We start from the raw sequence: 26,369 nt of genomic DNA, 5'->3' as shown, positions 1-26,369 counted from the left end.
TACTAACTCCTTCTGGGCTTCGGTGATCTGAAGCAGCTCGCTGTCGAAACCTACATAACTCTTTGTTTACCAAGGAGTTTTCCGTTTCGACTGCGCCGGAAGTGGGGCGAATTATAGACAGATATAAAACGCCGTCAACAGTTAATTTCAGGTTTATCCGGTTTTAAGCGTAATACGCGCAAATGCCTTCTTGCCGGCCTGGCAAACGTGGGTCGCGCCCAGCTCGTATATAAAGGTGCGATCGACAACCTCACCATCTATACGTACACCGCCAGCCCCCAGAAGGTCGCGCGCCACTGCCGAGTTCTTCACCAGGCCCGCCTTATTAAGGACGGCAGCGATCGGCATTGCCTCGCCAGCAGTCAATTCAATCTCAGGCAGATCATCCGGCAGCTCGCCATCCTTCATACGGTTACCCGCAGCACGGTGAGCACTGGCCGCAGCCTCTTCACCATGGAAGCGCGCAACAATCTCTTCAGCCAGCTTGATCTTCACATCCCGCGGGTTAGCCCCAGCTTCCACTTCAGCACGCAGTGCATTGATCTCATCCATCGAGCGGAAACTCAACAGTTCGAAGTAACGCCACATCAGCGCATCCGGAATCGAAACCAGCTTGCCGTACATCACACCCGGCGCTTCCTGGATACCGACATAGTTACCCAGGGACTTGGACATCTTCTTGACGCCATCCAGCCCTTCCAGCAACGGCATCGTCAGAATGCACTGAGCCTCTTGCCCATACGCACGCTGCAGCTCACGCCCCATCAGCAGGTTGAACTTCTGATCAGTACCGCCCAGCTCGACATCGGCACGCAACGCCACCGAGTCATACCCTTGAACCAATGGGTACAGGAACTCATGGATAGCGATCGGCTGATTAGTGGAGTAGCGCTTATCGAAGTCATCGCGCTCGAGCATGCGAGCAACGGTGTACTGGGACGTAAGACGAATGAAATCCGCCGGCCCCATCTGATCCATCCAGGTGGAGTTGAAGGCCACCTCGGTCTTGGCCGGATCAAGAATCTTGAAGACCTGGGTCTTGTAGGTCTCGGCGTTATCGAGAACCTGCTCACGGGTCAGCGGCGGACGCGTAGCGCTCTTGCCGCTCGGATCGCCGATCATCCCGGTGAAGTCACCTATAAGGAAGATCACCTGATGCCCCAGTTCCTGGAACTGGCGCAGCTTATTAATAAGCACCGTATGCCCAAGGTGCAGATCCGGCGCCGTCGGATCAAAGCCGGCCTTAATACGCAGGGGCTGGCCACGCTTGAGCTTTTCGATCAGCTCAGCTTCGACCAACAGTTCTTCCGCACCACGTTTGATCAGCGCTAGCTGCTCTTCAACCGACTTCATAACAGACCCGCAAGGCTCAGATTCAAAAGGGAACCAACCATACAAGATCAGGGACTAATTACAAGTTTTGCCCTGCGCACGGACACCGTTCAGCAAGCCCAGCGTTCGCAAGCTTGCACCACAGATGATTTGGTTATATTTTATACAGTTATTTCATCTTCATCATGTCATTCATCTTTTCCAATTCATCTTTTCAAAGTCAAAATTACTTATGACCACAGAACCGTCTAAAGCGCCGCCGCTTTACCCGAAGACCCACCTGCTCGCCGCAAGTGGGATCGCCGCCCTTCTGAGCCTGGCACTCCTGGTATTTCCTTCCAGCGACGTAGAAGCCAAACGAACGACCCTAAGCCTTGACCTTGAAAGTCCGGTTGAGCAACTGACACAAGATCAAGACGCTTCCGACGCACTTCAAGCCACAAATGGCGCAGCCGAATCGCCGTTTGCCCAGATCGAAAGCAGCGCCGAAGACACCAAGGAAACCGCGCAAGCCGAACCTGCGGTAGTAGAGGCACCCAAGAACCCGCTGCACCGGGAAGTCATTGTTGCCAAGGGCGACACCCTTTCGACCCTGTTCGAAAAGGTCGGCCTCCCCGCCGCGACGGTCAACGATGTACTGGCAAGCGACAAGCAGGCCAAGCAATTCACCCAACTCAAGCATGGCCAGAAGCTTGAATTCGAACTGGCGCCCGACGGCCAGCTGACCAACCTGCACAGCAACGTCAGCGACCTGGAAAGCATCACCCTGACCAAAGGCGCCAACGGCTTTGCGTTCAACCGCATCACCACCAAGCCGGTCATGCGCTCCGCCTATGTACACGGCGTGATCAACAGCTCGCTGTCGCAGTCCGCCGCCCGCGCCGGCCTGTCCCACAGCATGACCATGGACATGGCCAGCGTGTTTGGCTACGACATCGACTTCGCCCAGGACATTCGCCAGGGTGACGAATTCGACGTGATCTACGAACAGAAGGTCGCCAACGGCAAGGTCGTCGGCACCGGCAACATCCTTTCTGCGCGGTTTACCAACCGTGGCAAGACCTACACCGCCGTGCGCTACACCAACAAACAAGGCAACAGCAGCTACTACACCGCCGACGGCAACAGCATGCGCAAGGCGTTCATCCGTACCCCGGTTGACTTCGCCCGTATTAGCTCGCGTTTCTCGATGGGTCGCAAGCATCCAATTCTGAACAAAATTCGCGCTCACAAAGGCGTCGACTACGCCGCCCCTCGTGGCACGCCGATCAAGGCTGCCGGTGACGGCAAGGTCTTGCTGGCCGGTCGCCGTGGCGGCTACGGCAACACCGTGATCATCCAGCACGGGGCCACCTACCGTACGCTGTATGGCCATATGCAAGGTTTCGCCAAGGGCATCCAGACCGGCGGCAACGTCAAGCAGGGCCAGGTGATCGGTTACATCGGCACTACCGGGCTGTCCACCGGCCCGCACTTGCACTACGAGTTCCAGGTCAACGGCGTGCACGTCGACCCACTGGGCCAGAAGCTGCCAATGGCCGACCCGATCGCCAAGGCCGAGCGCGCTCGCTTCCTGCAGCAGAGCCAGCCATTGATGGCCCGCATGGACCAGGAGCGCTCGACTCTCCTGGCTTCGGCGAAGCGCTAAGCCATGTCGCTCTATATAGGTGTGATGTCCGGGACCAGCCTTGATGGCCTGGACATTGCGCTGATCGAGCTGCAGCCGGCGATCAAGCTGATCGCCACCCACTACATACCCATGCCTGAGTCCCTGCGCTCCGAGCTGCTTGGCCTTTGCGCCAGCGGCCCGGACGAGATTGCCCGCTCGGCGATCGCCCAGCACAACTGGGTGACACTTGCCGCCCAAGGCATTCACGCCCTACTCGATCAGCAGAAACTCAAACCTCAGGACATTCGAGCGATCGGCAGCCACGGCCAAACCATTCGCCACGAACCCGCCCGAGGCTTTACCGTGCAGATCGGCAACCCGGCGCTGCTCACCGAATTGACCGGAATCACCGTCGTCAGTGATTTCCGCAGCCGCGATGTCGCCGCAGGTGGACAAGGCGCCCCGCTGGTTCCTGCCTTCCACGAGGCGTTGTTTGGCGAGCGCACGGGCAACCGCGCCGTATTGAACGTTGGCGGCTTCAGCAACCTCAGCTTGATCGAGACTGGCAAGCCGGTCGCTGGCTTTGACTGCGGCCCGGGTAACGTCCTGCTGGATGCCTGGATTCACCAGCAACGCGGCGAGAACTTCGACCGCGATGGCCAGTGGGCTGCCAGCGGGAAAGTTGAACCCCAGCTACTCAAGGCGTTACTCAGCGACCCGTTCTTCGTGACCAAAGGGCCAAAAAGCACCGGCCGCGAAGTATTCAACCTGGAATGGCTCGAGCATCACCTGGGGCAGTTACCGCCATTCGCAGCCCAAGACGTGCAAGCCACGCTGCTTGAGCTGACCGCCCTGACCATCGTCGAATCCCTGCAAACCGCCCAACCACAGACCGAAACCCTGCTGGTCTGCGGCGGCGGCGCCCACAACGCAACCTTGATGAGCCGCCTGAGCGCCCTGCTGCCGGCGACCCAGGTCAGCAGCACCGCCACCTGCGGCGTAGACCCTGACTGGGTCGAAGCCATGGCGTTCGCCTGGCTGGCCCATTGCTGCCTGGAAGGCATCGCCGCCAACCGCCCCAGCGTCACCGGCGCCCGCGGCCTTCGTGTACTCGGCGCGATCTACCCCGCCTGAATCCCACACAGCAAAACGCCGCTTGGCCCTATCAAGGCCAAGCGGCGTTTTTATATCCGCTGTCGATCAGATCGAGAACGAAGACCCGCAACCACAAGTGGTGGTGGCATTCGGGTTCTTGATCACGAAGCGCGAACCTTCCAGACCTTCCTGATAGTCCACCTCGGCTCCTGCCAGGTACTGGAAGCTCATCGGATCGACAACCAGGCTGACGCCCTCGCGCTCAACGATGGTGTCGTCATCGGCCACGTCTTCATCGAAGGTAAAACCGTACTGAAACCCTGAACAACCGCCGCCCGTAACAAATACGCGCAGCTTCAAGCGATCATTACCCTCTTCATCGACCAGGCTCTTCACCTTGTGCGCAGCACCGTGGGTGAATTGCAAAGCCGTGGGGGTGAAGGATTCAACGCTCATGCTGATAATCTCCCGGCGTAGCGCCGCCATATGCGTGATGGCGGGCATTATCCGCTTCTCCTAGAAAAGCGGTCAACTATTGTTACGGTATATCAATCTGCGCAGCGGCCATTAAAAACACGAAAGGCCCGATCAACGGGCCTTTGCGCAACAGCAGAAAATTTACGGCAGCATGCCCGCGTGGGACAGGCCCAGCTTCTCATCCAGGCCAAACAGGATGTTCATGTTCTGCACAGCCTGGCCCGAAGCGCCCTTGACCAGGTTGTCGATGACCGACAATACCACCACCAGGTCACCATCCTGTGGACGATGCACTGCGATACGGCAAACGTTGGCACCGCGCACGCTGCGGGTCTCCGGGTGGCTGCCCGCCGGCATCACATCGACGAACGGCTCATTGGCGTAGCGCTTTTCAAACAGCGCCTGCAGGTCTACCGAGCGATCAACGACTGTCGCATACAGTGTGGAGTGGATCCCGCGGATCATCGGTGTCAGGTGCGGCACAAACGTCAGGCCGACATCCTTGCCCGCAGCACGACGCAGCCCCTGGCGAATTTCCGGCAAGTGACGATGGCCTTTGACTGCATAGGCTTTCATGCTTTCCGACGTCTCGGAGTAAAGCGAACCTACAGCGGCCCCACGACCAGCACCACTGACGCCCGACTTGCAGTCAGCAATCAGCCGCGATGCATCCGCCAGCCCGGCTTCCAGCAATGGCAGGAAACCCAACTGCGTAGCGGTCGGATAGCAACCCGGCACAGCGATCAGGCGTGCTTGCTTGATCTGCTCACGATTGACTTCCGGCAGGCCGTACACCGCCTCTTCCAGCAACTGCGGTGCACCGTGAGGCTGGCCGTACCACTTGGCCCACTCATCGGCGTCCTGCAGGCGGAAGTCTGCCGACAAGTCGATCACCTTGGTACCGGCGGCCAGCAACTCGCCCGCCAGGGCATGGGCCACACCGTGAGGCGTGGCAAAGAACACCACATCACACGCGCCCAGGGTCTTGATATCCGGAACGCTGAACGCCAGGCCGTCATAGTGGCCTCGCAGGTTCGGGTACATATCGGCCACAGCCAGGCCGGCCTCGGATCGGGAAGTGATCACCACCACCTCAGCTTGCGGATGCTGAGCCAACAGACGCAGCAATTCGACACCGGTGTAACCCGTGCCGCCGACGATACCGACCTTGACCATAAACCTGCCCTCAACGAACCCACTGGAAAGCCGTCGATAATAGGGTTCGTATCGTCCTGCGACAACCTTCAACATGACGTGTAGACGCAAGAGCCACTACTATCTTCAGCTACCGTGAACCTGGGAATAACTAAAAATGCTTTATCTATGGGTCAAAGCCTTTCATATCGTCAGCATCGTCTGCTGGTTTGCCGCGCTGTTCTACCTTCCGCGCCTGTTCGTCTACCACGCCCAAAGCGAGGACACCATCAGCAAGGAACGCTTCAGCGTGATGGAGCGCAAGCTGTACCGCGGCATCATGGGCCCGGCGATGATCGCCAGCCTGGTGTTCGGCGGCTGGCTGATCTACCTCAACCCGGCCATCTTTCAATCCGGCGGGTGGATCCACGCCAAGTTGACCCTGGTAGTACTGCTCATCGGCTACCACCATATGTGCGGCGCGCAGGTAAAACGTTTCGCCCGTGGCGAAAACACCCGCAGCCATGTCTTTTATCGCTGGTTCAATGAAGTGCCAGTTCTGATATTGCTGGCTATCGTAATTTTGGTCGTGGTCAAACCGTTCTAATCTCTATTACTCGGGGTACTTCCAATGTCGCTGCCCGCTTCGCTCGAACACAGTCTGCGCCTGCCCGTCGTGGCTGCGCCGATGTTTCTGATCTCCAACCCGCAACTGGTGCTGGCCTGCTGCCGCAATGGGATCGTCGGCAGCTTCCCTGCCCTCAACCAGCGGGAAAGCAGCGGCTTCAAGGCGTGGCTGGAAGAAATCGAAGCGGGCCTGGCGCTGCTGGATAACCCGGCGCCCTATGCGGTCAACCTGATCGTGCACAACAGTAACCCGCGGGTGGAAGCTGACCTGGCGATCTGCGTCGAGCACAAGGTGCCGATCGTCATCACCAGCCTGGGCGCGGTGAAAGAATTGGTAGACGCGGTGCATAGCTACGGCGGCCTGGTATTCCACGATGTCACGACCCGGCGCCACGCCGAAAAAGCCGCTGAAGCCGGCGTCGATGGCCTGATCGCCGTTGCGGCGGGCGCCGGCGGCCACGCCGGCACCTGGAGCCCGTTCTCGCTGATCGCAGAAATCCGTCAGTTCTTCGACAAAACCCTGCTGCTCGCCGGTTGCCTGAACCACGGCCACGAAATCCTCGCCGCGCAACTGCTCGGCGCCGACCTGGCCTATTTCGGCACGCGTTTTATCGGCACCACCGAAAGCCATGCCCCGGATGCCTATAAAGAGATGCTGCTCACATCGCGCGCCGCCGACATCGTGCACACTCCAGCCGTCTCCGGTGTTCCCGCAAGCTTCATGCGCCAGAGCCTGGAAAATGCCGGTTTCGACCTCGCCGCGCTGCAAGGCAAGGGTGAAGTCAATTTTGGCTCCAAGCTCAAGCCACTCAACGACGAAGCCAAAGCCTGGAAGACCGTGTGGTCCGCCGGCCAGGGCGTCGGAGAGATTGATGATTTGCCCAGCGTCGATGAACTCGTGGCCCGCCTGGATGCCGAATACCGCAAGGCGCTCGAGCATGCGGCACAATTGCCTGAACGCTGGCCACGCTGATCCGCGATCCAAAGCCTGCTGATCAAGGCAGGCCCCCCCTATTCAAGTGACAAGGATGCCCGCATGAGCGACAACCGTTTCAAGATTGTGTTTGATGGCGCATTGCTCCCGGGTGTCGAAAGCACCACCGCCAAGCTGAACCTCGCCGAGTTGTTCAAAAGTGATGTCGACGCGATCGAAAAGCTTTTCACCGGCCGCCCGGTCGCGCTGAAACGCGACCTTTCCCGCGCCGATGCCGAGACCTATCTGCAAGCGCTGAAAAACGCCGGGGTGGATGCGCGGATAGAAGAAGAGCAGCCGGTCGCCTTCAGCCTTGCCGAAACCCATGAAACGGACTCCGGCAGCGCGACTGACTACACCCGCCCCGCCGCATCGCCTTACGCCCCGCCCCGAGCCGCGGTTGGCGAGAACCTGCCGGAGTTTTCCACCCTTAAGGTATTCACCGTCAACGGCCGGATCGGACGCCTGCGCTTCCTGGCGTGGACGCTGGTGCTGAGCGTGGTGATCCTCCTCGTCTCCAGCGTGTTCTTCACCGTCGGACTTGGTATCGCTGCGGTCTCTCCGACGATTGCCATGGTCATTGGCTTCCTCGTGGGGATTGCCATACTCGTGGCCGCTGTGTGGGTCAGCGTACAGATCACCGTGCAGCGCCTGCATGACCTGGGCTGGTCCGGCTGGCTGTGGTTCCTGCACCTGGTGCCCTTCGTTGGCAGCATCTTCCCGATCCTGCTGATGGTCCTCCCCGGTAACACGGGCGCAAACCAGTACGGCGCGCCACCACCGCGTAACTCCACTGCGGTGAAAATCCTCTCCGCATTGTGGCTCGCTTTCATTCCGCTGGTATTTGCCGGCGCGGTGTTGGTTGGCATGAGCGGCTACCTGGATCAACTGGAAAGCGATGTAGGTGGCAGCTACGAAAGCAGCTCCATCAACTCCGATGACGACAGCGACCAGGCCACCACCGTCGATGAAGTCGATGTGCAAAGTGCTGACGACACAGCCGAACCTGTAGACTCTACGCAACAGTGAAAAACGCCCGACGCCTGTGACGCCTCTGTCACAGGCCCGGTAGCGTTGCGATGGAGAAACGCATGACCCGTTACGCTCTGATCACCGGTGCCTCCAGCGGCATCGGCCTGGCCTTGGCCGAAGCACTGGCCCGTCGCGGCCGCAGCTTGATTCTGGTGGCCCGCCAGCGTGATCAGTTGGAAAGCATTGCAATCGAATTGACTCAGCGCTTCGGCGTCGAGGTGCTGTTCCGTGCCTGTGACCTGGGCGAGCCCCTGCGGCTCTCCGGGTTCCTGCTGGAACTGGAAGAAGGCGAGCGGCAGATCGACCTGCTGGTGAACTGCGCCGGCATCGGTACCAGCGGCCCGTTCCTGGCGCAGGACTGGATGACCGAGCAGGACCTGATGGAGGTCAACATCCTCGCCCTGACCCGCATGTGCCACGCCCTCGGCAACGCCATGGCCCTGCACGGCGGCGGGCAGATTCTCAACGTCGCGTCGGTTGCCGCGTTCCAACCCGGCCCATGGATGAGCACTTACTACGCCAGCAAGGCCTACGTGCTGCACTTTTCCGAAGGCTTGCGCGAGGAACTGAAGACCTGCGGCATCAAGGTTTCCGTTCTTTGCCCCGGCCCGACCCGCACCGCATTCTTCGGCACCGCCCAAATGGACACCGCCAAGCTGGATCGCAGCCAACAGTTGATGAGCCCGGAAGAAGTCGCGCTCTACACCGTGCGTGCGCTGGCCAAGAACAAAGCCATCATCATTCCCGGCCGGCGTAATCGCTGGCTGGCGTTCAGCCCGCGCCTGAGCCCGCGCTGGCTGACCCGCAAGATCGCCGGCGCGATCAACAAGGCCTATTGCCCGCGCTGATCGCCTGAGTACACTCACCCTGCACTTTCACAATGGAGAAACAGCTGTGGATACTCTGTTCACCAAGATCATCAACAGAGAAATACCCGCGAAGATCATCTACGAGGATGACCAGGTCCTGGCCTTCCACGACATCGCGCCAATGGCACCCGTGCATTTCCTGGTGATTCCGAAAAAGCCGATCCGCACCCTCAACGACCTCACCGAGGAAGACAAGGCGCTGGCCGGGCATATCCTGTTCACCGCCCAGCGCCTGGCGGTTGAGCAAGGCTGTGAGAAGGGCTTCCGTGTGGTGATGAACTGCAACGAAGATGGCGGACAGACCGTTTATCACATCCACATGCATGTTCTAGGTCAACGCCAGATGAACTGGCCGCCGGGCTGAGCACTACCTGTGGCGAGGCAGCTTGCTGTGGCGAGGGAGCTTGCTCCCGCTGGGCTGCGTAGCAGCCCCAAAAACGAGAGCGCTGCGCACTCCAGCGCGAGCAAGCTCCCTCGCCACACAAGCAATTTGACCCAGCGCAAACGCTTCCCCCTCTCTTGCGGTAAACTGGCCGCCGAGATTCTTCCCGGAGGTCAGCATGACTACCCAACGTCACTACTCGCCGATTGATCGTCTGTTGCTGCAAGCCGATACGGCCATGCGCACGCTGCTGCCATTCAGCGGCCAACCGCACCGCCCGTCGCCCGCCATCGTGCGGCCCGAAGCGCAGATGAGCGAGACCGACACCCGCCACGTCGCCGGCCTGATGCGTATCAACCATACCGGTGAGGTCTGTGCCCAGGCGCTGTACCAGGGCCAGGCCCTGACCGCCAAGCTGCCGCAAGTGCGCGCCGCGATGGAACATGCCGCCGAAGAAGAAATCGATCACCTGGCCTGGTGCGAACAACGCATTCGCCAGTTGAACAGCCATCCGAGCGTGCTGAACCCGCTGTTCTACGGCTTATCGTTTGGCATTGGTGCGGTGGCCGGGCTGATCAGCGACAAAGTCAGCCTGGGTTTTGTGGCCGCCACCGAGCATCAGGTGTGCAAACACCTCAATGAACACCTCGAGCAACTGCCGGCTGAAGACGAAAAGTCCCGGGCGATTCTTGAGCAGATGCGCATTGATGAAGAACATCACGCCGAAAGCGCGCTGGACGCGGGCGGCTTCCGCTTCCCGGCACCGGTGAAATTTGGCATGAGCCTGCTGGCCAAGGTCATGACCAAAAGCACGTACCGCATCTAGTTTCAGCAGAAAACAAAAAAGGGCGCTATCAAGCGCCCTTTCTTTTTGCCTGCCGATTGAAGAATCAGCCCAACTCAATGATCTCGTAATCATGAGTGATGGCAACGCCCGCAGCGCCCAGCATGATCGAGGCCGAGCAGTACTTCTCCGCCGACAACTCGATGGCCCGCTTGACCTGGGCTTCTTTCAACCCCCGGCCCTTGACGACAAAGTGCATGTGGATCCTGGTAAACACCTTCGGGTCTTCGGTGGCACGCTCGGCTTCCAGGAATGCTTCGCAGCTTTCCACCGCCTGGCGGGACTTCTTCAGGATGCTCACCACATCGAAATTGCTGCAACCGCCTACACCGAGCAGGAGCATTTCCATCGGGCGTACGCCCAGGTTGCGGCCACCGGCCTCCGGCGGGCCGTCCATGACCACCACGTGGCCACTGCCCGACTCACCGAGGAACATGGCTTCGCCCGCCCATTGGATGCGTGCCTTCATCGCCCAGACTCCACTGCTAAAAAAGGGTCGCCAGCTTAGCACAGCACTTTGGGCCGGCAGCGTTTCCCATGAAAGCGATCAACAGCAGGGTTTGCTGGGTAAATTCCCTAATGAAGTCAGAATGTGTCTGTTAAGCTGGCGCCAAATCAATGGCGCATTGCCATCCATTGGATGATGTAGCTTAGCCGTTGATCGCGCTGGATAAAAAAACAAGCTCACCAACACCGTGCAGTCTTTTCGGGATACAACCATGGTTGCTATTACTCCCACACCCAAAATCAAGAACCTCGACAAACTGCTGATGCATTGTCAGCGCCGGCGTCATCCGGCCAAGCACAACATCATCTGCGCGGGCGAGCGCTCGGAATCCCTGTTCTTCATTATCAAAGGCTCGGTCACCATCCTGATCGAGGATGACGATGGTCGCGAAATGATCATTGCCTACCTCAATACCGGTGATTTCTTCGGTGAACTCGGGCTTTTCGAACAAGCCGGCAAGGAACAGCAACGCAGTGCCTGGGTGCGGGCCAAGGTCGAATGCGAAGTCGCCGAGATCAGCTATACGAAATTTCGCGAACTGGCCCAGCAGGATCCCGACATTCTGTACGCCCTGAGCGGCCAGATCGCACAGCGCCTGAGAGACACCACGCGCAAAGTCGGCGACCTGGCGTTCTTCGACGTCACCGGCCGGGTTGCCCGCTGCCTGCTGGAGTTGTGCAAGCAACCGGACGCCATGACCCATCCCGACGGGATGCAGATCAAGATCACCCGCCAGGAAATCGGGCGGATCGTCGGTTGCTCAAGGGAAATGGTTGGCCGTGTGCTCAAGGACCTGGAGGAACGCAACCTGGTGCATGTCAAAGGCAAGACCATGGTGGTCTTCGGTACGCGTTAAACCGGCAGGAAACTCGCAAGCATCTGACGGTACAACGTATCAAGCCGGGCAATCGCATCTGGCGCCGCAAAGGCTTCGTGCAGGGCGATGTGGCTTTCGGCGCGCACCCGTTGTTCCAGGCCGCACGCTTCATTGAAGCGATTGACCGCGGCGATCAATTCGACGCGATCGTCATCCAGCAGCAACGCACCATGCACCAACCCCACCGGGCGCCCGCCACTCTGGCGCCAGCGCTGGGCGGTACCGACCATTTTGCGACCATCAAGGTTGACGTTGTAGCGACCGTCGCAAAACGCACCGTCGATCTCGCCCACCGACGCGTTGCCACCCAACTCGATCAGCAGGTCGCAAATCGGCTGGCACAGACGCTGGTAGCCGGTTTCGATACGGCCCTGGTCACCTTCACTGCGTGGTGGCGCGTAGACCAACGCAATATTGACCGTGGCTGCCGACTGTGGAACCGGCTCACCGCCTGTTTCCCGCAGCAGCACCGGCCAACCGGCGTCTGCCGACACCTGGCTGGCGGTCTCGAATGCCGGAAGGCGGCTCAAACGACGAGGCATCACCAACGCTTGATCGCTGGGCTGCCAGAACAGCAGGCCGAACGGTTGCTCGCCGGCACAGACCGCGGCGAGCAAATCCTGCTCGGCCTTAAGGCCTGCCTCGACCGTCATCGCCACCGGCTGGGTCATCATCAATCCAGGGTCGAGCCACTGACGGCAACGCCACGCTCCGGGAAGAACAGGCGCTGCAATTCAGCCCCCGGGTTCTCGGCACGCATGAAGGTTTCGCCGACGAGGAACGAGTACACGCCGCTGATTTCCATCAGTTCCACATCGGCGCGATTGACGATGCCGCTTTCGGTGATCACCAACCGGTCGCGCGGGATGCGCGGCAACAGGTCGAGGGTGTTTTCCAGGCTGACTTCGAAGGTGTGCAGGTTGCGGTTGTTGACGCCCACCAACGGTGTGTCGAGGGTTTTCAACGCGCGTTCCAGTTCATCACCGTCGTGCACTTCCACCAGCACGTCGAGGCCGACGCTCTTGGCCACGGCCGCCAGTTCAGCCATTTTCACGTCATCCAGTGCGGAGACGATCAACAGCACGCAATCGGCGCCCAACGCACGGGCTTCGACGATCTGGTAAGGGTCGACCATGAAGTCCTTGCGGATCACCGGCAGCGAACACGCCGCACGTGCTTGCTGCAGGTACAGGTCGGAACCCTGGAAATAGTCGATATCGGTCAACACCGAGAGGCACGTCGCGCCGCCCTTCTCGTAGCTTTTGGCGATGTCTTCAGGGATGAAGATCTCGCGAATCACGCCCTTGCTCGGCGAAGCCTTCTTGATTTCAGCGATAACGGCCGGCTGTTTTTCCTTGGCCTGCTTGATCAGCGCATTGGCGAACCCACGCGGTGCATCAGCGGTTTTCGCCAGGCCTTCCAGCTCAGCCAGGCTGACCCGGGCACGGCGCTCGGCGACTTCTTCTGCCTTGCGGGCCAGGATTTTTTCCAGAACGGTCGGAACACTCATCCTTCATTCTCCACTTTGAACACCGCAGTAAACGCACCCAGTTCTTCGAGCTTTTCGCGCGCCAGCCCGGTATGCAATGCATCATGAGCGAGGGCAACACCCTCTTTAAGACTGTAGGCGTGATCCGCGGCGTACAGCGCCGCACCGGCGTTGAGCACAATCATTTCTGCGGCTTTCTGGCCGTTTTCGGTCTTGCGGCGTCCCAGGGCATCGCGAATCAGTTCAAGGGAGGCGGCCGGGCTTTCTACCGCCAGGCCGTGCAGGCTCTGGCTTTTCATGCCGAGGTCTTCTGGCTCGACCCAATACTCGGTGACCTGGTCGTTCTTCAGCTCCGCCACGAAAGTCGGTGCTGCCAGGCTGAACTCGTCGAGGCCATCCTTGGAATGCACCACCAGCACGTGCTTGCTGCCCAGGCGCTGCAGGACTTCAGCCAATGGCCGGCACAGCGCCTGGCTGAACACGCCCACTACCTGATGCTTCACACCGGCCGGATTCGTAAGCGGGCCGAGCATGTTGAACAGGGTACGCAAGCCCAAGTCCTTGCGCGGGCCGGCGGCGTGTTTCATCGCGCCGTGATGGGACTGGGCAAACATGAAGCCGATACCGACATGATCGATGCAGCGCGCCACTTGTACCGGGGTCAGGTTCAGGTAGATGCCTGCAGCTTCCAGCAAATCGGCGCTGCCGCTTTTACCCGACACCGCGCGGTTACCATGCTTGGCCACGGTGCAGCCGGCAGCGGCCACCACAAAGGAAGAAGCCGTCGACACGTTGAAAATGTTCGCACCGTCGCCGCCGGTGCCGACCACGTCGACCACGCCGTCGAGGGTCTTGAGTTCAACCTTGTCGGCCAGCTCACGCATGACCGACACAGCGCCGACGATTTCGTCGATGCTCTCGCTCTTCATGCGCATGGCCATCATGAACGCGCCGATCTGCGCGTCGGTGCATTGACCGGTCATGATCTCGCGCATCACATCGCTCATTTCAGCGGTGCTCAGGTCCAGATGGCCGACGATACGGCTCAGGGCAGTCTTGATATCCATGAAAAGTCCTTAGCGCGTGCCGCCGCTCTGCTTGAGAAAGTTAGCGAACAGCTCGAAGCCCTGCTCGGTCAAAATCGATTCCGGGTGAAATTGCACCCCTTCGACGTTCAGTGTCTTGTGACGCAGGCCCATGATCTCGTCGACCGAGCCATCCTCCAGTTGGGTCCAGGCCGTCAGCTCAAGGCACTCGGGCAGGGTTTCACGCTTGACCACCAGCGAGTGGTAGCGGGTTACCGTTACCGGCAGGTTCAAACCCTGGAATACGCCCTGGTCCTTGTGAAATACCGGGCTGGTCTTGCCGTGCATTACCTGGCGGGCGCGGACGACGTCGCCACCGAAGGCCTGGCCGATGGACTGATGGCCCAGGCACACGCCCAGGATCGGCAGCTTGCCGGCAAAGTATTGGATGGCTTCGAGGGAGATGCCCGCTTCGGTCGGCGTGCACGGGCCTGGGGAGACGACGATGCGTTCAGGGTTCAACGCGGCGATCTGGGCCACGGTCAATTCGTCGTTGCGCACCACCTTGACCTCGGCGCCGAGCTCGCCCAGGTACTGCACAACGTTGTAGGTAAAGGAGTCGTAGTTATCAATCATCAGCAACATGTGGGTTAAAACCTCTTGAATTCACTGACTTCTAATGACGGCCTTCCAAGGGAGTGACCCGCTGCCAGACGCACTTTCCGGTTGCCGGGGTTGGCCGGCAAGGGGCGTTTAACAGAGGGTGAAGAAGGCAAATCGGTACAGGTCCGGCGGGGCCGGTAGAGAAAAGTTAGGCGCGCCAACGCCAACGGGCGTGTGCCTTGACTACTCGCATCAAGAGTTTGCTGATGATCAACACGGGGAGGGTCTCATTCATACGTTCAGGCACAGTAACGTAGCCTCGCCAACGGTGCAATATCGAGCCGCAAATACGGGGGAAACTGCCCGACTGATAATTGGCGTCAAACTTTTCAGAACCCTTCCAAGGGCGCTACAGTCACAGTGCTGACAAAAAAACAAAATCATGGACGGACTCATGACCAAGATGCCCTATTTCACCCCCATCGTCGGCTGCCTCTTGGCGCTGGCATGCTCGCAAGCCTTCGCCGCGCCCTCGCCTTATTCGACGATGGTCGTTTTCGGTGACAGCCTGGCCGACGCCGGTACATTTGCCGACCCTGGCGCACCGGGCTCAACCTATCGCTTCACCAACCGCACCGGCCCGCAATACTTCGACGGCAGCGGCGAAAGCACATCGCTGATCTCCTCGACGTTATTGGGCGGCAAGCTGGGGGTTGCCCCGGGCGACCTGAATGCCTCGACCTCGCCGGAGCGCGCCGCGCTGGGCCAGCCAGACGGCAATAACTGGGCCGTCGGCGGCTACACCACCCAACAGATCTACGATGCCATCACCGGTAACTCCACCGTCACCGACAGCGACACCGGGCAGGTATTGCGTACACGTCCCGGATACCTGGCATCAACGGGGGGCCGAGCCGACCCCAACGCGTTGTACTTTCTCTCCGGCGGCGGCAATGACTTCCTCGACGGCCTGGTCCTCAGCCCCGACCAGGCCTCGGCCGCAGCCGGGCGCCTGGCCGACAGCGCCCAGGCGCTGCAACAGGCTGGCGCCCGTTATGTAATGGTATGGATGCTGCCGGACCTGGGCCTGACACCTGCCGTCAATGGCACCCCGCTCCAAGGGGCCGTCAGCACCCTGGCCGGCGCGTTCAACCAGACCCTGGTACAGCGCCTGTCGCAAATCGATGCGCAGATCATCCCGCTGAACATTCCGTTGCTGCTCAAGGAAACCTTTGCCGATCCCGGGCGTTTTGGTTTTGCCACCGACCAGAACCTCAACCAGACGTGCTTCAGCGGCACCACCTGCAGGAATCCGGTGTATGGCGTCGGCGGCACCAATCCGGACCCGACCAAGCTGATTTACAACGACACCGTGCACCCGACCGAGGCCGGCCAGGCACTGATCGCCGACTACGCGTATTCGCTGCTGGCAGCCCCCTGGGAAATCACCCTGCTTCCGGAAATGGCCCAAGGCACCTTGCGCGCCCATCAGGATTCATTGCGCAACCAATGGCAAGCCGACTCCCGTAGCTGGCAGGCCGTGGGCCAATGGCGGGCGATCGTCGACGCTGGCGGCCAGCACCTGGACTTCGATGATCAGAACAGTTCGGCCAGCGGTGACGGCAGCGGCTATAACCTGAACATCGGTGGCAGCTACAGGCTCAATGACGAGTGGCGCGTGGGTGTGGCAGCAGGCTTCTATCGCCAGAGTCTTGAGGCCGGCGCCAGCGATTCGGACTACAAGCTCAACAGCTACCTGGGCACCGCGTTCGCCCAGTATCAAGAGGACCACTGGTGGGCCGACGCCGCATTGACCGGCGGCAAACTGGACTTCGACAACCTCAAGCGCAAGTTCGCCCTGGGCATCAGCGAAGGCACCGAGAAAGGCGACACCGACGGCTGGCTATGGGCATTCAGCGCACGGGTTGGGTATGACATCGCCGAGCCGAACAGCGAATGGCACTTCTCACCCTTTATCAGCGCTGACTATTCGCGGGTCGAGGTGAATGGTTACTCGGAGAAAGATGCCCGGTCCACCGCGCTGACGTTTGATGACCAACAGCGCGACTCCAAGCGCCTGGGAATCGGATTACAAGCCAACTACCGCTTCACCCCGCAAACCCTGGTGTTTGGCGAAGTGGCCCACGAGCACGAGTTTGAAAACGATACGCAGCGAGTGGGCATGTCCCTCAACAGCGTGCCGGGGATTGATTTCAAACTGGACGGCTACACGCCACGCAGCAATTCGGATCGCTTGAACCTGGGGATTACCCACAAGGTGACCAAGGACCTGGCGCTGAACGCGGCCTATAACGTGAGAAAGGATGACAACTTTACCCAGCAAGGGCTGAGTGTCGGGGTGAGTCTGGATTTCTGACTCGGACTTGAAACTGACAAATACCAAATGTGGGAGCGGGCTTGCTCGCGAAAGCGGTGCGACAGTCACCTTATATGTCGACTGATACACCGCCTTCGCGAGCAAGCCCGCTCCCACATTTTTGATCTACGTCTGACTTCAGCCCTGCGGGGTCTGCTCAGCCAACGCCACCGCGCGGAACATCGCCCGGCGCTTGTTCAGCGTCTCTTCCCATTCCAGGGCCGGTACCGAGTCGGCCACGATCCCGCCGCCCGCCTGCACATGCAGTTCGCCGTCCTTGATCACCGCCGTACGGATCGCGATCGCAGTGTCCATATTGCCGTTCCAGGCGAAATACCCCACCGCGCCGCCATACACACCCCGCTTCACCGGCTCCAGCTCGTCGATGATTTCCATCGCGCGAATCTTCGGTGCGCCCGACAAGGTGCCCGCCGGCAGGATCGCCCGCAGTGCATCCATCGCCGTTAACCCGGCCTTCAGCTCGCCGGTGACGTTGGACACGATGTGCATCACGTTGGAGTAACGCTCGATCACCATCTTCTCGGTGAGCTTCACCGAACCGATTTCCGAGACACGCCCTGTGTCGTTGCGGCCCAGGTCGATCAGCATCAAGTGCTCGGCGATTTCCTTGTCGTCGCTCAACAGGTCCTGTTCCAGCGCCAGGTCGGCCTCTTCGGTCGCACCGCGAGGGCGGGTGCCGGCAATCGGGCGCACGGTGATCAGGTTGTCTTCGACCCGCACCAGCACTTCCGGCGAACTGCCCACGACGTGGAAGTCGCCAAAGTTGAAGAAGTACATGTACGGCGTCGGGTTGAAACAGCGCAGCGCCCGGTACAAATCAATCGGCGCGGCCTTGAAGTCGATGGACATGCGTTGCGACGGCACCACCTGCATGCAGTCACCGGCAAGGATATATTCCTTGATGGTATCGACCGCACGCTCGTAGTCATCCTGGGTAAAGCTGGAGCGGAACACCGGGTCAGCCGCCGGTGGACGGCTGAGGTCCAGGCCGCGACGCGGGGTGATCGGCTGGCGCAGTTTTTCCAGCAGCGCTTCCAGGCTAGCCTGGCCTTGCTCGAACGCATCGGCCTGGGAAGGATCCGCCAACACGATAGCGTGCATCTTGCCCGCGAGGTTGTCGAACACCACCACCGCGTCGGAAACCATCAGCAGAATGTCCGGCACACCCAACGGATCGGGGTTCGGGGATTTGCCCAGGCGTTTTTCCACGTAGCGCACGCAGTCGTAGCCGAAGTAACCCACCAGGCCGCCGTTGAAGCGCGGCAGGCCGGCGATGGTCGGCACGTTGTAGCGCGCCTTGAATTCCTCGACGAAGGCCAGCGGGTCTTCCACATCGTGGCTTTCGATCTCGACGCCGTCCAGGGTGATGCTCACATGGTGATCATGTACCCGCAGCACCGTGCGGCACGGCAGGCCGATGATCGAATAACGGCCCCATTTCTCACCGCCCTGCACCGACTCCAGCAAATAGGAGTTGGGCTCGTCGGCCAGTTTCAGGTAGATCGACAGCGGGGTGTCGAAGTCGGCCAGGGTTTCGCAGGCCATGGGGATACGGTTGTAGCCGGCAGCGGCCAAACGCAGGAATTCTTCGCGGATCATGAGGTGCCTCGTGGCTTGAGGGTCTAACGGTCAGGTGTGCAAACGTGCCGCAGCGCGGCGAGGATCAGTCAGGCGCGCCAACGCCAGCGGGCCAGGGCCTTGATGACTTTCATCCAGAGTTTGCGAGTGACCACCACGATGGGATTTCCAGAGGGGGATGGAACAGCGTCGGGCAACGTTATCTCAGCGCCCGTTCCCAAGCAACCGGGGATTAACAGGCGCAGGTCATCAATCACCAGCGCCGGGGATTCTTCGGCAATCGGCCGGCCATGGTTGTAGCCGTAACTCAAGGCCACACACTTGACCCCCGCCGCTTTCGCCGCCAGCACATCACTGCGCGAATCGCCGACAAACAGCGATTGGGACGCCGGGATATTGGCCATTTTCATCACGAAGAACAGCGCGGCCGGGTCGGGCTTCTTCTGCGGCAAGGTATCGCCGCCGATGATCCAGCGGAAATACCGGCCGATCTTCATCTGGTCCAACAGCGGTGCGACGAAACGCTCCGGCTTGTTGGTGATCAGGGCCATTTCCACGCCCTGCTTGTGCAGCCATTTCAGGGTGTCGCGCACGCCGGGATAAACCGCGGTCAGTTCGTGGCCGTTTTCGTAGGCCACGTTGAACAGCTCAAGCGCATGCTCGGCTTCCACATCATCGACACCCTCGGCCTCGATGTTGTTGGCCAAGGCCCGACGCACCAGCATCTGCGCGCCATTGCCGACCCACTCGCGCACCGACTCGATACCCGCCGGCTTGCGCCCCAGCTTGAGCAGCATCTGGTCCACCGCCGCGGCCAGGTCCGGCACTGAATCGATCAACGTACCGTCCAGATCGAACATCACCAGCCGTGGCAGTTTGCCGGGGAACAGTTGCTCAAAGCCACTCATGGACGCGCCAGCGCCAGTTCTGCACGCATCTTGGCGATCACTTCCTGATAGTCCGGGGCATTGAAGATTGCCGAACCGGCCACAAAGGTGTCGGCACCGGCCGCGGCGATTTCGCGGATGTTGTTGACGTTGACGCCACCGTCGATCTCCAGGCGGATATCACGGCCCGACGCATCGATCAGCGACCGCGCTTCACGCAGTTTGTTGAGGGTGCCCGGGATGAACTTCTGCCCGCCGAAGCCCGGGTTGACGCTCATCAGCAACACCATGTCGACTTTGTCCATCACGTACTCAAGCACGCTCAGCGGAGTGGCCGGGTTGAACACCAGGCCCGCCTTGCAACCGCCCTCGCGGATCAGTTGCAGGGTGCGGTCCACGTGCAACGTAGCTTCCGGGTGGAAGGTGATGTAGGTCGCGCCGGCTTCGATGAAGTCACCGACGATGCGGTCCACCGGGCTGACCATCAAGTGCGCATCGATAGGCGCGGTCACGCCGTATTTACGCAGGGCGGCGCAGACCATCGGACCAATGGTCAGGTTCGGCACATAGTGGTTGTCCATGACATCGAAGTGAACGAAGTCGGCACCGGCGGCCAACACCTTGTCCACTTCCTCGCCCAGGCGGGCGAAGTCGGCGGAGAGAATCGATGGAGCAATGACGAAGGGCTGCATGACGCACCTTTTTGAGCTAAATCACGATGGCGCGCATTGTATACCTCATGCTTTGCCGCGCGCACCGTGACCTCGCTCAATGGTTAATAAGCTGCCCGGTAGATTTTCTCGATATCCGCGGCGCTGAGCTTGCGCGGATTGTTGCGCATCAGCCGCTCGATCCCCGCCGCTTCTACCGCCATGGCCGGGATCGCATCTTCAGGCACACCGAAGCTGCGCAGGCCGGACGGAATCTCGACTGCGGCACACAGTCGCGTCATCGCATCGACGGCCTGGTCCGCGGCATCCACCGCACTCAACCCCGTGATATTCACGCCCATGGCCTCGGCAATCTCCTGCATGCGCTCCACACACGCCAGCTTGTTCCAGTGCATCACGTAGGGCAGCAGCAAGGCATTGCTTACGCCGTGGGCGATGTTGAAACGCCCGCCCAACGGGTAGGCCAACGCATGCACCGCGCCCACGCCGGCATTCCCGAACGCCATCCCGGCCATCAGGCTGGCGGTGGCCATGTCGTCCCGGGCCTCAAGGTTGGCGGGGTTGGCGTAGGCCTTGGGCAACGCCTTGGCAATCAGTTTGATCGCCCCGATGGCCAATGCATCGGTGATCGGCGAGGCATTCAGCGACAGGTAGGATTCGATGGCGTGCACCAATGCGTCCACCCCACTGGCGGCGGTGACGCTGCGGGGGCAAGTCAGGGTCATCTGCGGGCTGATCAGGGCCACGTCCGGCAGCAGGTAATCACTGACGATGCCTTTTTTCAGTTGCGCGACCTTGTCCGACAGAATCGCCACGTTGGTCACCTCCGAACCGGTGCCGGCGGTGGTGGGAATCGCGATCAGCGGCGGGCCTTTGCGCGGCACCTGGTCCACGCCGAACAGGTCGGCCAGGGCGCCATGGTAACCGGCGTAGGCCGCCACGCTCTTGGCGATATCGATGGCACTGCCGCCGCCGACGCCGATCAGGCCGTCATGCCCGCCTTCGCGGTAGACGCGCATGCAGTCCTCGACGATGGCGATTTCCGGGTCGGGCAGCACGCGGTCGAAAATCTCGTAGGTCCGTTCACCCAGGTGTTCCAGCGCCAGCGCCACGGTGCCGGACTTGACCAGTGCCGCATCGGTGACAATCAGCGGGTTGTCGACATCCAGCCGCGTCAGCTCGGCGGCCAGTTGCTCGATGGCGCCTGTGCCGGTGAGCAGTTTGTGGGCGATCTTGAATGAGGAAGTACTCATGTGCGCGGCCTCTTATCAGTTATGGGCTGGCACAAGATTAGCTGACTTGGGCTGGTTGTCTTGCATTCAGCTACTGAATAGACACAAACCCAATGTGGGAGCGGGCTTGCTCGCGAAGGCGGTAGGCCAGTCGATATCTCTGTTGACTGACACACCGCCTTCGCGAGCAAGCCCGCTCCCACATTTTGATCTCTGTTTGGCTTTAGACCTGGGCCGTACGCAGTTTCTCGCTGCGCCCGCGCAGCCATTCCAGGGTCAGCAACAGCACCACCGAGAAGGCAATCAGCAAGGTCGCCGCGGCGGCAATGGTAGGGCTGAGGTTTTCACGGATGCCGCTGAACATCTGCCGTGGCAAGGTTGCCTGCTCGGGCCCGGCGAGGAACAGCGTCACTACCACTTCATCGAACGAGGTGGCAAAGGCGAACAGCGCCCCGGAGATCACCCCCGGGGCAATCAATGGCAAGGTCACCCGACGAAACGCCGTCAGCGGTGACGCGCCCAGGCTGGCCGCCGCCCGCACCAGGTTATGGTTGAACCCCTGCAAGGTCGCCGACACGGTGATGATCACAAACGGCACGCCCAGCACCGCGTGCACCACGATCAGCGAGAAGAAGCTGTTGCCCAGGCCCAGCGGCGCGAAGAACAGGTAACTGGCCACACCGATAATCACCACGGGCACTACCATCGGCGAAATCACCAGGGCCATCACCAGCGCCTTGCCGGGAAAGTGCCCCCGGGTCAGGCCAATCGCCGCCAGCGTGCCGAACACCATCGCCAGCACTGTAGCCGCCGGAGCCACGATGATGCTGTTCTTCAGGGCGCGCATCCATTCCGCCGAACCGAAGAAATCCTGGTACCAGTGCAGCGAGAAACCTTGCAGCGGGTAGACCAGGAAACTTCCACTGTTGAACGACAGCGGGATGATCACCAGCACCGGCAAGATCAGGAACAACAGGATCAGGCCGCAGAGGATCCGCAAGCTGTAGAACCAGACCCGTTCCACGGGCGACATATAAGGGCTCAGCATCGCAACGGTCTCCTTAGCTCAGGCGCAGGCGGCTGGCGCCCACCAGCCAGTTGTAGATCAGGTACAGCACCACGGTGGCCAGCAGCAACAAGCCGCCCAAGGCCGTGGCCATGCCCCAGTTGATGCTGGTGTTGGTGTAGAAGGCCACGAAGTAGCTGACCATCTGGTCGTTCGGGCTGCCCAGCAAGGCCGGGGTGATGTAGTAGCCAATCGCCAAAATGAACACCAACAAGCAGCCGGCACCAACGCCTGCGTAGGTCTGCGGGAAGTACACGCGCCAGAAGCTGGCGAATGGGTGGCAGCCCAGGGAGATTGCCGCCCGCATGTAGGTGGGCGAGATGCCTTTCATCACGCTGTAGATCGGCAAAATCATGAAGGGCAGCAGAATGTGCACCATGGAGATGTAGACGCCGAGCCGGTTGAACACCAGTTCCACCGGTTTATCGATCAGGCCCATGCCCATCAGCGCGCTGTTGATCAAGCCGCCGGACTGCAGCAACACGATCCAGGCCGCCACGCGCACCAGCACCGAGGTCCAGAACGGCAGCAGCACCAGGATCATCAGCAGGTTGCTTTGCCGCGCCGGCAAGTTGGCCAGCAGGTAAGCCAACGGATAGGCCAATAGCAGGCAGCACACGGTGATGACCAGGCCCATCCAGAACGTACGGGCGAAGATATCGAGGTAGATCGCCTGGTCCGGGGTGGCCGGAGCGATTTCGCCGAGGTCGTCGATGCGGTGATCGACGGCGGCCAGCAAGTAGTATGGCGTGAGGCTGCTGGTGTTGCGCCGGATCGCCTGCCAGTACGCCGGGTCGCCCCAGCGTTCGTCGAGGTTTTCCAGCGCTTCTTTATAGGAGGCAGGCGCTTCGGTGAACGGCAGCGCCCGCGCGGTTTTCGTCAGCAGGCTGCGATAGCCCGCCAGCTCCATGTTCAAGCGTTTGGAGAGGTCGCCCAGGGTCGAGTTTTTCCGGGCTTCGCCCAGGTCCTCGCTGATGGCTTGATACACCGGCTCGCCCGGCAAGCCACGACCGTCCCAGGCCGTCACCGCCACCACCGTGCGCGGCAGGCCGCCCACCACTTCCGGGTTGCCGACGCTTTTGTAGAGCAGCGCCACAATCGGTACCAGGAACACCAGCAGCAAAAACACCACCAATGGCGCGATCAGGGCCTGGGCCTTCCAGCGGTTGAGCCGCTCGGCACGCGCCAGGCGCTGTTTCAGGGTGGGGCTGGGAATGGCGAGGGCCATGGCGAACTCCGGATCGTAAAAAAGAATGCAGACCTGTGAAGGCCCACACCTGTGGCGAGGGGGCTTGTCCCCCGTTGGGCTGCGCAGCAGCCCCAGTAAAGCCACTGTGGTTTATTAGACTGACCGCGGTGGCTGGTTTTGGGGCCGCTTCGCAGCCCAACGGGGGACAAGCCCCCTCGCCACAAAAAGCCCATCCACCCTGGGTGCGGTGGTTACTTGGCAGCCCAGGAATTGAAGCGCTGCTCCAGTTGCTCACCGTTATCCGCCCAGAAGCTCACGTCGATCTGCACCTGGTTGGCGATGTTTTCCGGGGTAGTCGGCATATCCTTCAGGATGTCCTTCGCCAGCAACGGCACCGCCTGGGTATTGGCCGGGCCGTAGGCGATGTTTTCCGAATAGGTCTTCTGCTGCTGCGGCTGCACCGAGAAGGCGATGAACTTCTTCGCCGCGTCAGCACGGTCCTTGGCCAGGCCTTTTGGAATGGCCCAGGCGTCGAAATCGTAGATCCCGCCGTTCCACACCACTTTCAAATTGCTTTCTTTCTGCACGGCAGCGATCCGGCCGTTGTAGGCAGAACTCATCACCACGTCGCCAGAAGCGAGGTACTGCGGCGGTTGGGCGCCCGCTTCCCACCACTGGATATACGGCTTGAGCTCATCGAGCTTCTTGAACGCACGGTCCTGGCCATCTTTGCCGGCCAGCACCTTGTACACATCCTTCGGCGCCACACCGTCAGCCATCAAGGCGAATTCCAGGGTGTACTTGGCGCCCTTGCGCAGGCCGCGTTTGCCCGGGAATTTCTTGGTGTCCCAGAAATCGGCCCAGCCGCCTGGCGGTGCTTTCAGTTTGTCGGCGTTGTAGGCCAGCACCGTGGACCACACGAAGAAACCCACGCCGCACGGCTGGATCGCGCCCTTCACGTAGTCGCCCGGGTTGCCGAACAGTTTCGGGTCCAGGGGCTCGAACATGTCTTCGTCACAGCCACGGGACAGTTCCGGCGACTCCACTTCCACCAGGTCCCAGGACACGCTCTTGGTGTCGACCATGGCCTTGACCTTGGCCATTTCACCGTTGTATTCACCGGCGACGATCTTGCCGTTGCCCGCGCTTTCCCACGGTGCATAGAAGGCCTTGACCTGCGCCGCCTTGTTCGCGCCACCAAAGGACACCACCGTCAAATCAGGGCCTGCCATGGCCTGTGTCGCGCCCATCAAGCTCAGAGCCAGGGCGGAATATTTCAGGGATCTCAACATTGTTGTTCTCTCCACGTGCGAGGTTGGTGAAGCAAGGGGGCGATCAATTCGCCTCTAGAAGTGGGTCGAGTGCGCGAACGTGCTCGACTTGCCAGCCAATCGGTACCACGTCGCCGACCGCCAGGGCTGTGTCCAGCTCGGCGATCGGTTGTTTCACAAAAAAATCGGTCTTGCCGCAGACTTCCAGGCGCACCCGCACGTGGTCGCCCAGGTAGATGAACTCGGCCACGCGCCCGGAGAATCGGTTGACGCAGCTTTCACTGGAGCCATTCAGGCTGACGCGCTCGGGGCGCACCGACAGGGTCACCGGGCCGCCGACCTGGCCGACGTTCACCGCCAGCGCCTCGACCTTTTCGCCGCGCGCCAGTTCGACCACGCAGCGGTCGCCGGTGTGGCTGTGCAGGCGGCCATTGAGGCGGTTGTTCTCGCCGATGAAGTTGGCGACGAAGGTGTTTTTCGGTTCTTCGTACAAGGTGCGCGGGGCAGCGATCTGCTGGATCTCGCCCTGGTGGAACACCGCCACACGGTCGGACATGGTCAGTGCTTCGCCCTGGTCGTGGGTCACGTACACCACCGTCACGCCGAGGCGCTGGTGCAGGTGCTTGATCTCCATCTGCATGTGTTCGCGCAGTTGCTTGTCGAGGGCGCCGAGGGGTTCGTCCATCAGCACCAGCTGTGGCTCGAACACCAGCGCCCGGGCCAGGGCCACCCGCTGCTGCTGGCCACCGGAGAGTTGCGCCGGGTAGCGCTGGGCGAAGGCATCGAGCTGGACCATGCTCAGTACACGCTTGACCCGCTCGCTGATGTCGGTCTTGCTCAGGCCGCGTACAGAGAGCGGAAACGCCAGGTTCTCGGAGACGGTCATGTGCGGGAACAGCGCGTAGTTCTGGAACACCATGCCGATGTCGCGCTTGTGGGGCGGAACGTTGTTGATGGAGCGGCCGGCCAGCTGGATCTCGCCGGCGGTGGGGGTTTCGAAGCCGGCGAGCATCATCAGGCTGGTGGTCTTGCCCGAACCGGACGGCCCGAGCAGGGTCAGGAACTCGCCCTTGCGAATCTCCAGGTTGAGGTCTTTGACGATCAGGTTCTCGCCGTCGTAGCTCTTTTGCACGCCACGAAAGCTGACCAGCACATCATTTGAATCCACCTCGCTCATACCCGCACCTTTTTGTTTTGGACT

At 60.7% G+C, this 26,369-nt stretch carries 26 protein-coding genes; 10 read left to right on the top strand and 16 right to left on the bottom strand.

The genetic code is table 11. The features are described 5' to 3' along the window. Positions 1 to 153: 153 nt before the first annotated feature. On the bottom strand, positions 154 to 1,353 hold the full coding sequence (gene tyrS / locus HX805_RS04935; RefSeq protein WP_177116653.1) for a tyrosine--tRNA ligase: 1,200 nt from the start codon (positions 1,351 to 1,353) through the stop codon (positions 154 to 156). Positions 1,354 to 1,564: 211 nt separating this feature from the next. Here tyrS and HX805_RS04930 point away from each other — a divergent pair, with 211 nt between their 5' ends. Then, positions 1,565 to 2,980: a peptidoglycan DD-metalloendopeptidase family protein gene (locus HX805_RS04930; RefSeq protein ID WP_177116652.1), complete on the top strand. Its 1,416-nt coding sequence runs from the start codon at positions 1,565 to 1,567 to the stop codon at positions 2,978 to 2,980. Positions 2,981 to 2,983: 3 nt separating this feature from the next. Beyond that, complete coding sequence (locus tag HX805_RS04925) at positions 2,984 to 4,075, top strand: anhydro-N-acetylmuramic acid kinase (protein ID WP_177116651.1); 1,092 nt, start codon at positions 2,984 to 2,986, stop codon at positions 4,073 to 4,075. Positions 4,076 to 4,141: 66 nt separating this feature from the next. On the opposite strand, the gene erpA is transcribed toward HX805_RS04925, so the two are convergent. Both erpA and argC read right to left on the bottom strand, forming a co-directional pair. Then, complete coding sequence (gene erpA / locus HX805_RS04920; protein WP_003176443.1) at positions 4,142 to 4,492, bottom strand: iron-sulfur cluster insertion protein ErpA; 351 nt, start codon at positions 4,490 to 4,492, stop codon at positions 4,142 to 4,144. Between the two features lie 162 nt (positions 4,493 to 4,654). Then, entirely contained in the window at positions 4,655 to 5,689 is a 1,035-nt protein-coding gene (gene argC, locus HX805_RS04915; RefSeq protein WP_003210935.1) for an N-acetyl-gamma-glutamyl-phosphate reductase, read from the bottom strand. A gap of 136 nt (positions 5,690 to 5,825) precedes the next feature. Between argC and hemJ the strand changes: the two genes are divergently transcribed. The 6 genes from hemJ (at position 5,826) to coq7 (ending at position 10,356) form a co-directional block, all read left to right on the top strand. Beyond that, on the top strand, positions 5,826 to 6,254 hold the full coding sequence (gene hemJ, locus HX805_RS04910; RefSeq protein ID WP_003210937.1) for a protoporphyrinogen oxidase HemJ: 429 nt from the start codon (positions 5,826 to 5,828) through the stop codon (positions 6,252 to 6,254). 24 nt (positions 6,255 to 6,278) lie between these two features. After that, positions 6,279 to 7,247: a nitronate monooxygenase family protein gene (locus HX805_RS04905; protein WP_003210939.1), complete on the top strand. Its 969-nt coding sequence runs from the start codon at positions 6,279 to 6,281 to the stop codon at positions 7,245 to 7,247. A gap of 63 nt (positions 7,248 to 7,310) precedes the next feature. Beyond that, the gene (locus tag HX805_RS04900) at positions 7,311 to 8,276 is read left to right on the top strand and encodes a DUF805 domain-containing protein (protein ID WP_003210940.1); all 966 of its coding nucleotides are present in this window, start codon (positions 7,311 to 7,313) and stop codon (positions 8,274 to 8,276) included. Between the two features lie 62 nt (positions 8,277 to 8,338). After that, entirely contained in the window at positions 8,339 to 9,127 is a 789-nt protein-coding gene (locus HX805_RS04895) for an SDR family oxidoreductase (RefSeq protein WP_010167219.1), read from the top strand. Between the two features lie 46 nt (positions 9,128 to 9,173). Then, complete coding sequence (locus HX805_RS04890; RefSeq protein WP_003210943.1) at positions 9,174 to 9,512, top strand: histidine triad nucleotide-binding protein; 339 nt, start codon at positions 9,174 to 9,176, stop codon at positions 9,510 to 9,512. A gap of 196 nt (positions 9,513 to 9,708) precedes the next feature. Beyond that, on the top strand, positions 9,709 to 10,356 hold the full coding sequence (gene coq7 / locus HX805_RS04885) for a 2-polyprenyl-3-methyl-6-methoxy-1,4-benzoquinone monooxygenase (protein ID WP_003210945.1): 648 nt from the start codon (positions 9,709 to 9,711) through the stop codon (positions 10,354 to 10,356). A 64-nt stretch (positions 10,357 to 10,420) separates the two neighbouring features. Here the strand turns inward: coq7 and HX805_RS04880 are convergent, their stop codons facing one another. Continuing rightward, positions 10,421 to 10,843: an OsmC family protein gene (locus tag HX805_RS04880; RefSeq protein WP_177116650.1), complete on the bottom strand. Its 423-nt coding sequence runs from the start codon at positions 10,841 to 10,843 to the stop codon at positions 10,421 to 10,423. Positions 10,844 to 11,093: 250 nt separating this feature from the next. On the opposite strand from HX805_RS04880, the gene crp reads away from it, so the two are divergent. Then, positions 11,094 to 11,738, top strand: coding sequence for a cAMP-activated global transcriptional regulator CRP (gene crp / locus HX805_RS04875; protein ID WP_003210949.1), 645 nt, complete (start codon positions 11,094 to 11,096; stop codon positions 11,736 to 11,738). Here the strand turns inward: crp and HX805_RS04870 are convergent. From HX805_RS04870 to HX805_RS04855, 4 genes are read right to left on the bottom strand one after another with little or no spacing between them, the layout of a single operon-like run. Beyond that, entirely contained in the window at positions 11,735 to 12,430 is a 696-nt protein-coding gene (locus HX805_RS04870; RefSeq protein ID WP_093204494.1) for a lipoate--protein ligase family protein, read from the bottom strand. The genes crp and HX805_RS04870 overlap by 4 nt on opposite strands. A gap of 2 nt (positions 12,431 to 12,432) precedes the next feature. Further along, the gene (trpC, locus tag HX805_RS04865) at positions 12,433 to 13,269 is read right to left on the bottom strand and encodes an indole-3-glycerol phosphate synthase TrpC (RefSeq protein ID WP_102606385.1); all 837 of its coding nucleotides are present in this window, start codon (positions 13,267 to 13,269) and stop codon (positions 12,433 to 12,435) included. After that, positions 13,266 to 14,315, bottom strand: coding sequence for an anthranilate phosphoribosyltransferase (gene trpD, locus HX805_RS04860; protein ID WP_003210955.1), 1,050 nt, complete (start codon positions 14,313 to 14,315; stop codon positions 13,266 to 13,268). Before trpD ends, trpC begins: the two co-directional genes overlap by 4 nt. A gap of 9 nt (positions 14,316 to 14,324) precedes the next feature. Next, complete coding sequence (locus tag HX805_RS04855) at positions 14,325 to 14,918, bottom strand: aminodeoxychorismate/anthranilate synthase component II (RefSeq protein ID WP_003210957.1); 594 nt, start codon at positions 14,916 to 14,918, stop codon at positions 14,325 to 14,327. Positions 14,919 to 15,330: 412 nt separating this feature from the next. Here HX805_RS04855 and estP point away from each other — a divergent pair, with 412 nt between their 5' ends. Further along, entirely contained in the window at positions 15,331 to 17,253 is a 1,923-nt protein-coding gene (gene estP / locus HX805_RS04850) for an esterase EstP (RefSeq protein ID WP_177116649.1), read from the top strand. Positions 17,254 to 17,391: 138 nt separating this feature from the next. On the opposite strand, the gene trpE is transcribed toward estP, so the two are convergent. The 8 genes from trpE to HX805_RS04810 all read right to left on the bottom strand — a co-directional run bounded on the left by trpE (position 17,392) and on the right by HX805_RS04810 (position 26,345). Continuing rightward, positions 17,392 to 18,873, bottom strand: a complete 1,482-nt coding sequence (gene trpE, locus HX805_RS04845; RefSeq protein ID WP_087694720.1) for an anthranilate synthase component I — start codon at positions 18,871 to 18,873, stop codon at positions 17,392 to 17,394. A 68-nt stretch (positions 18,874 to 18,941) separates the two neighbouring features. Further along, positions 18,942 to 19,760 (bottom strand): phosphoglycolate phosphatase, encoded by an 819-nt coding sequence (locus tag HX805_RS04840; protein WP_177116648.1) that lies wholly within the window; start codon positions 19,758 to 19,760, stop codon positions 18,942 to 18,944. Beyond that, positions 19,757 to 20,431: a ribulose-phosphate 3-epimerase gene (rpe, locus tag HX805_RS04835; protein ID WP_177116647.1), complete on the bottom strand. Its 675-nt coding sequence runs from the start codon at positions 20,429 to 20,431 to the stop codon at positions 19,757 to 19,759. The genes HX805_RS04840 and rpe overlap by 4 nt, the downstream gene beginning before the upstream one ends. Positions 20,432 to 20,514: 83 nt before the next feature. Beyond that, entirely contained in the window at positions 20,515 to 21,663 is a 1,149-nt protein-coding gene (locus HX805_RS04830; RefSeq protein ID WP_177041298.1) for an iron-containing alcohol dehydrogenase, read from the bottom strand. A 202-nt stretch (positions 21,664 to 21,865) separates the two neighbouring features. After that, positions 21,866 to 22,690: an ABC transporter permease gene (locus HX805_RS04825; RefSeq protein WP_003210970.1), complete on the bottom strand. Its 825-nt coding sequence runs from the start codon at positions 22,688 to 22,690 to the stop codon at positions 21,866 to 21,868. A gap of 13 nt (positions 22,691 to 22,703) precedes the next feature. Then, positions 22,704 to 23,936, bottom strand: a complete 1,233-nt coding sequence (locus HX805_RS04820) for an ABC transporter permease (protein ID WP_003210972.1) — start codon at positions 23,934 to 23,936, stop codon at positions 22,704 to 22,706. Positions 23,937 to 24,148: 212 nt separating this feature from the next. Next, on the bottom strand, positions 24,149 to 25,189 hold the full coding sequence (locus HX805_RS04815) for an ABC transporter substrate-binding protein (RefSeq protein ID WP_003210973.1): 1,041 nt from the start codon (positions 25,187 to 25,189) through the stop codon (positions 24,149 to 24,151). A gap of 43 nt (positions 25,190 to 25,232) precedes the next feature. Further along, complete coding sequence (locus tag HX805_RS04810) at positions 25,233 to 26,345, bottom strand: ABC transporter ATP-binding protein (RefSeq protein ID WP_003210974.1); 1,113 nt, start codon at positions 26,343 to 26,345, stop codon at positions 25,233 to 25,235. Positions 26,346 to 26,369: the final 24 nt, after the last annotated feature.

The organism is Pseudomonas sp. G5001 (assembly GCF_013385475.1).
Lineage (GTDB): Bacteria > Pseudomonadota > Gammaproteobacteria > Pseudomonadales > Pseudomonadaceae > Aquipseudomonas.
The sequence above is the reverse complement of the archived record's forward strand: the minus strand, read 5'-3'. Positions and strand labels throughout refer to the sequence as shown.

Bases quoted from the DNA above. Each gene is read 5' to 3' on its own strand.
- HX805_RS04930 (WP_177116652.1), top strand. From the start codon at position 1,565: ATGACCACAGAACCGTCTAAAGCGCCGCCGCTTTACCCGAAGACCCAC.
- hemJ (WP_003210937.1), top strand. From the start codon at position 5,826: ATGCTTTATCTATGGGTCAAAGCCTTTCATATCGTCAGCATCGTCTGC.
- HX805_RS04900 (WP_003210940.1), top strand. From the start codon at position 7,311: ATGAGCGACAACCGTTTCAAGATTGTGTTTGATGGCGCATTGCTCCCG.
- rpe (WP_177116647.1), bottom strand. From the start codon at position 20,431: ATGCAGCCCTTCGTCATTGCTCCATCGATTCTCTCCGCCGACTTCGCC.
- HX805_RS04820 (WP_003210972.1), bottom strand. From the start codon at position 23,936: ATGGCCCTCGCCATTCCCAGCCCCACCCTGAAACAGCGCCTGGCGCGT.
- HX805_RS04825 (WP_003210970.1), bottom strand. From the start codon at position 22,690: ATGCTGAGCCCTTATATGTCGCCCGTGGAACGGGTCTGGTTCTACAGC.
- estP (WP_177116649.1), top strand. From the start codon at position 15,331: ATGACCAAGATGCCCTATTTCACCCCCATCGTCGGCTGCCTCTTGGCG.
- crp (WP_003210949.1), top strand. From the start codon at position 11,094: ATGGTTGCTATTACTCCCACACCCAAAATCAAGAACCTCGACAAACTG.
- HX805_RS04870 (WP_093204494.1), bottom strand. From the start codon at position 12,430: ATGACCCAGCCGGTGGCGATGACGGTCGAGGCAGGCCTTAAGGCCGAG.
- HX805_RS04830 (WP_177041298.1), bottom strand. From the start codon at position 21,663: ATGAGTACTTCCTCATTCAAGATCGCCCACAAACTGCTCACCGGCACA.
- erpA (WP_003176443.1), bottom strand. From the start codon at position 4,492: ATGAGCGTTGAATCCTTCACCCCCACGGCTTTGCAATTCACCCACGGT.
- HX805_RS04895 (WP_010167219.1), top strand. From the start codon at position 8,339: ATGACCCGTTACGCTCTGATCACCGGTGCCTCCAGCGGCATCGGCCTG.
- argC (WP_003210935.1), bottom strand. From the start codon at position 5,689: ATGGTCAAGGTCGGTATCGTCGGCGGCACGGGTTACACCGGTGTCGAA.
- trpE (WP_087694720.1), bottom strand. From the start codon at position 18,873: ATGATCCGCGAAGAATTCCTGCGTTTGGCCGCTGCCGGCTACAACCGT.
- trpD (WP_003210955.1), bottom strand. From the start codon at position 14,315: ATGGATATCAAGACTGCCCTGAGCCGTATCGTCGGCCATCTGGACCTG.
- coq7 (WP_003210945.1), top strand. From the start codon at position 9,709: ATGACTACCCAACGTCACTACTCGCCGATTGATCGTCTGTTGCTGCAA.
- HX805_RS04905 (WP_003210939.1), top strand. From the start codon at position 6,279: ATGTCGCTGCCCGCTTCGCTCGAACACAGTCTGCGCCTGCCCGTCGTG.
- tyrS (WP_177116653.1), bottom strand. From the start codon at position 1,353: ATGAAGTCGGTTGAAGAGCAGCTAGCGCTGATCAAACGTGGTGCGGAA.
- trpC (WP_102606385.1), bottom strand. From the start codon at position 13,269: ATGAGTGTTCCGACCGTTCTGGAAAAAATCCTGGCCCGCAAGGCAGAA.
- HX805_RS04880 (WP_177116650.1), bottom strand. From the start codon at position 10,843: ATGAAGGCACGCATCCAATGGGCGGGCGAAGCCATGTTCCTCGGTGAG.
- HX805_RS04925 (WP_177116651.1), top strand. From the start codon at position 2,984: ATGTCGCTCTATATAGGTGTGATGTCCGGGACCAGCCTTGATGGCCTG.
- HX805_RS04840 (WP_177116648.1), bottom strand. From the start codon at position 19,760: ATGAGTGGCTTTGAGCAACTGTTCCCCGGCAAACTGCCACGGCTGGTG.
- HX805_RS04810 (WP_003210974.1), bottom strand. From the start codon at position 26,345: ATGAGCGAGGTGGATTCAAATGATGTGCTGGTCAGCTTTCGTGGCGTG.
- HX805_RS04815 (WP_003210973.1), bottom strand. From the start codon at position 25,189: ATGTTGAGATCCCTGAAATATTCCGCCCTGGCTCTGAGCTTGATGGGC.
- HX805_RS04855 (WP_003210957.1), bottom strand. From the start codon at position 14,918: ATGTTGCTGATGATTGATAACTACGACTCCTTTACCTACAACGTTGTG.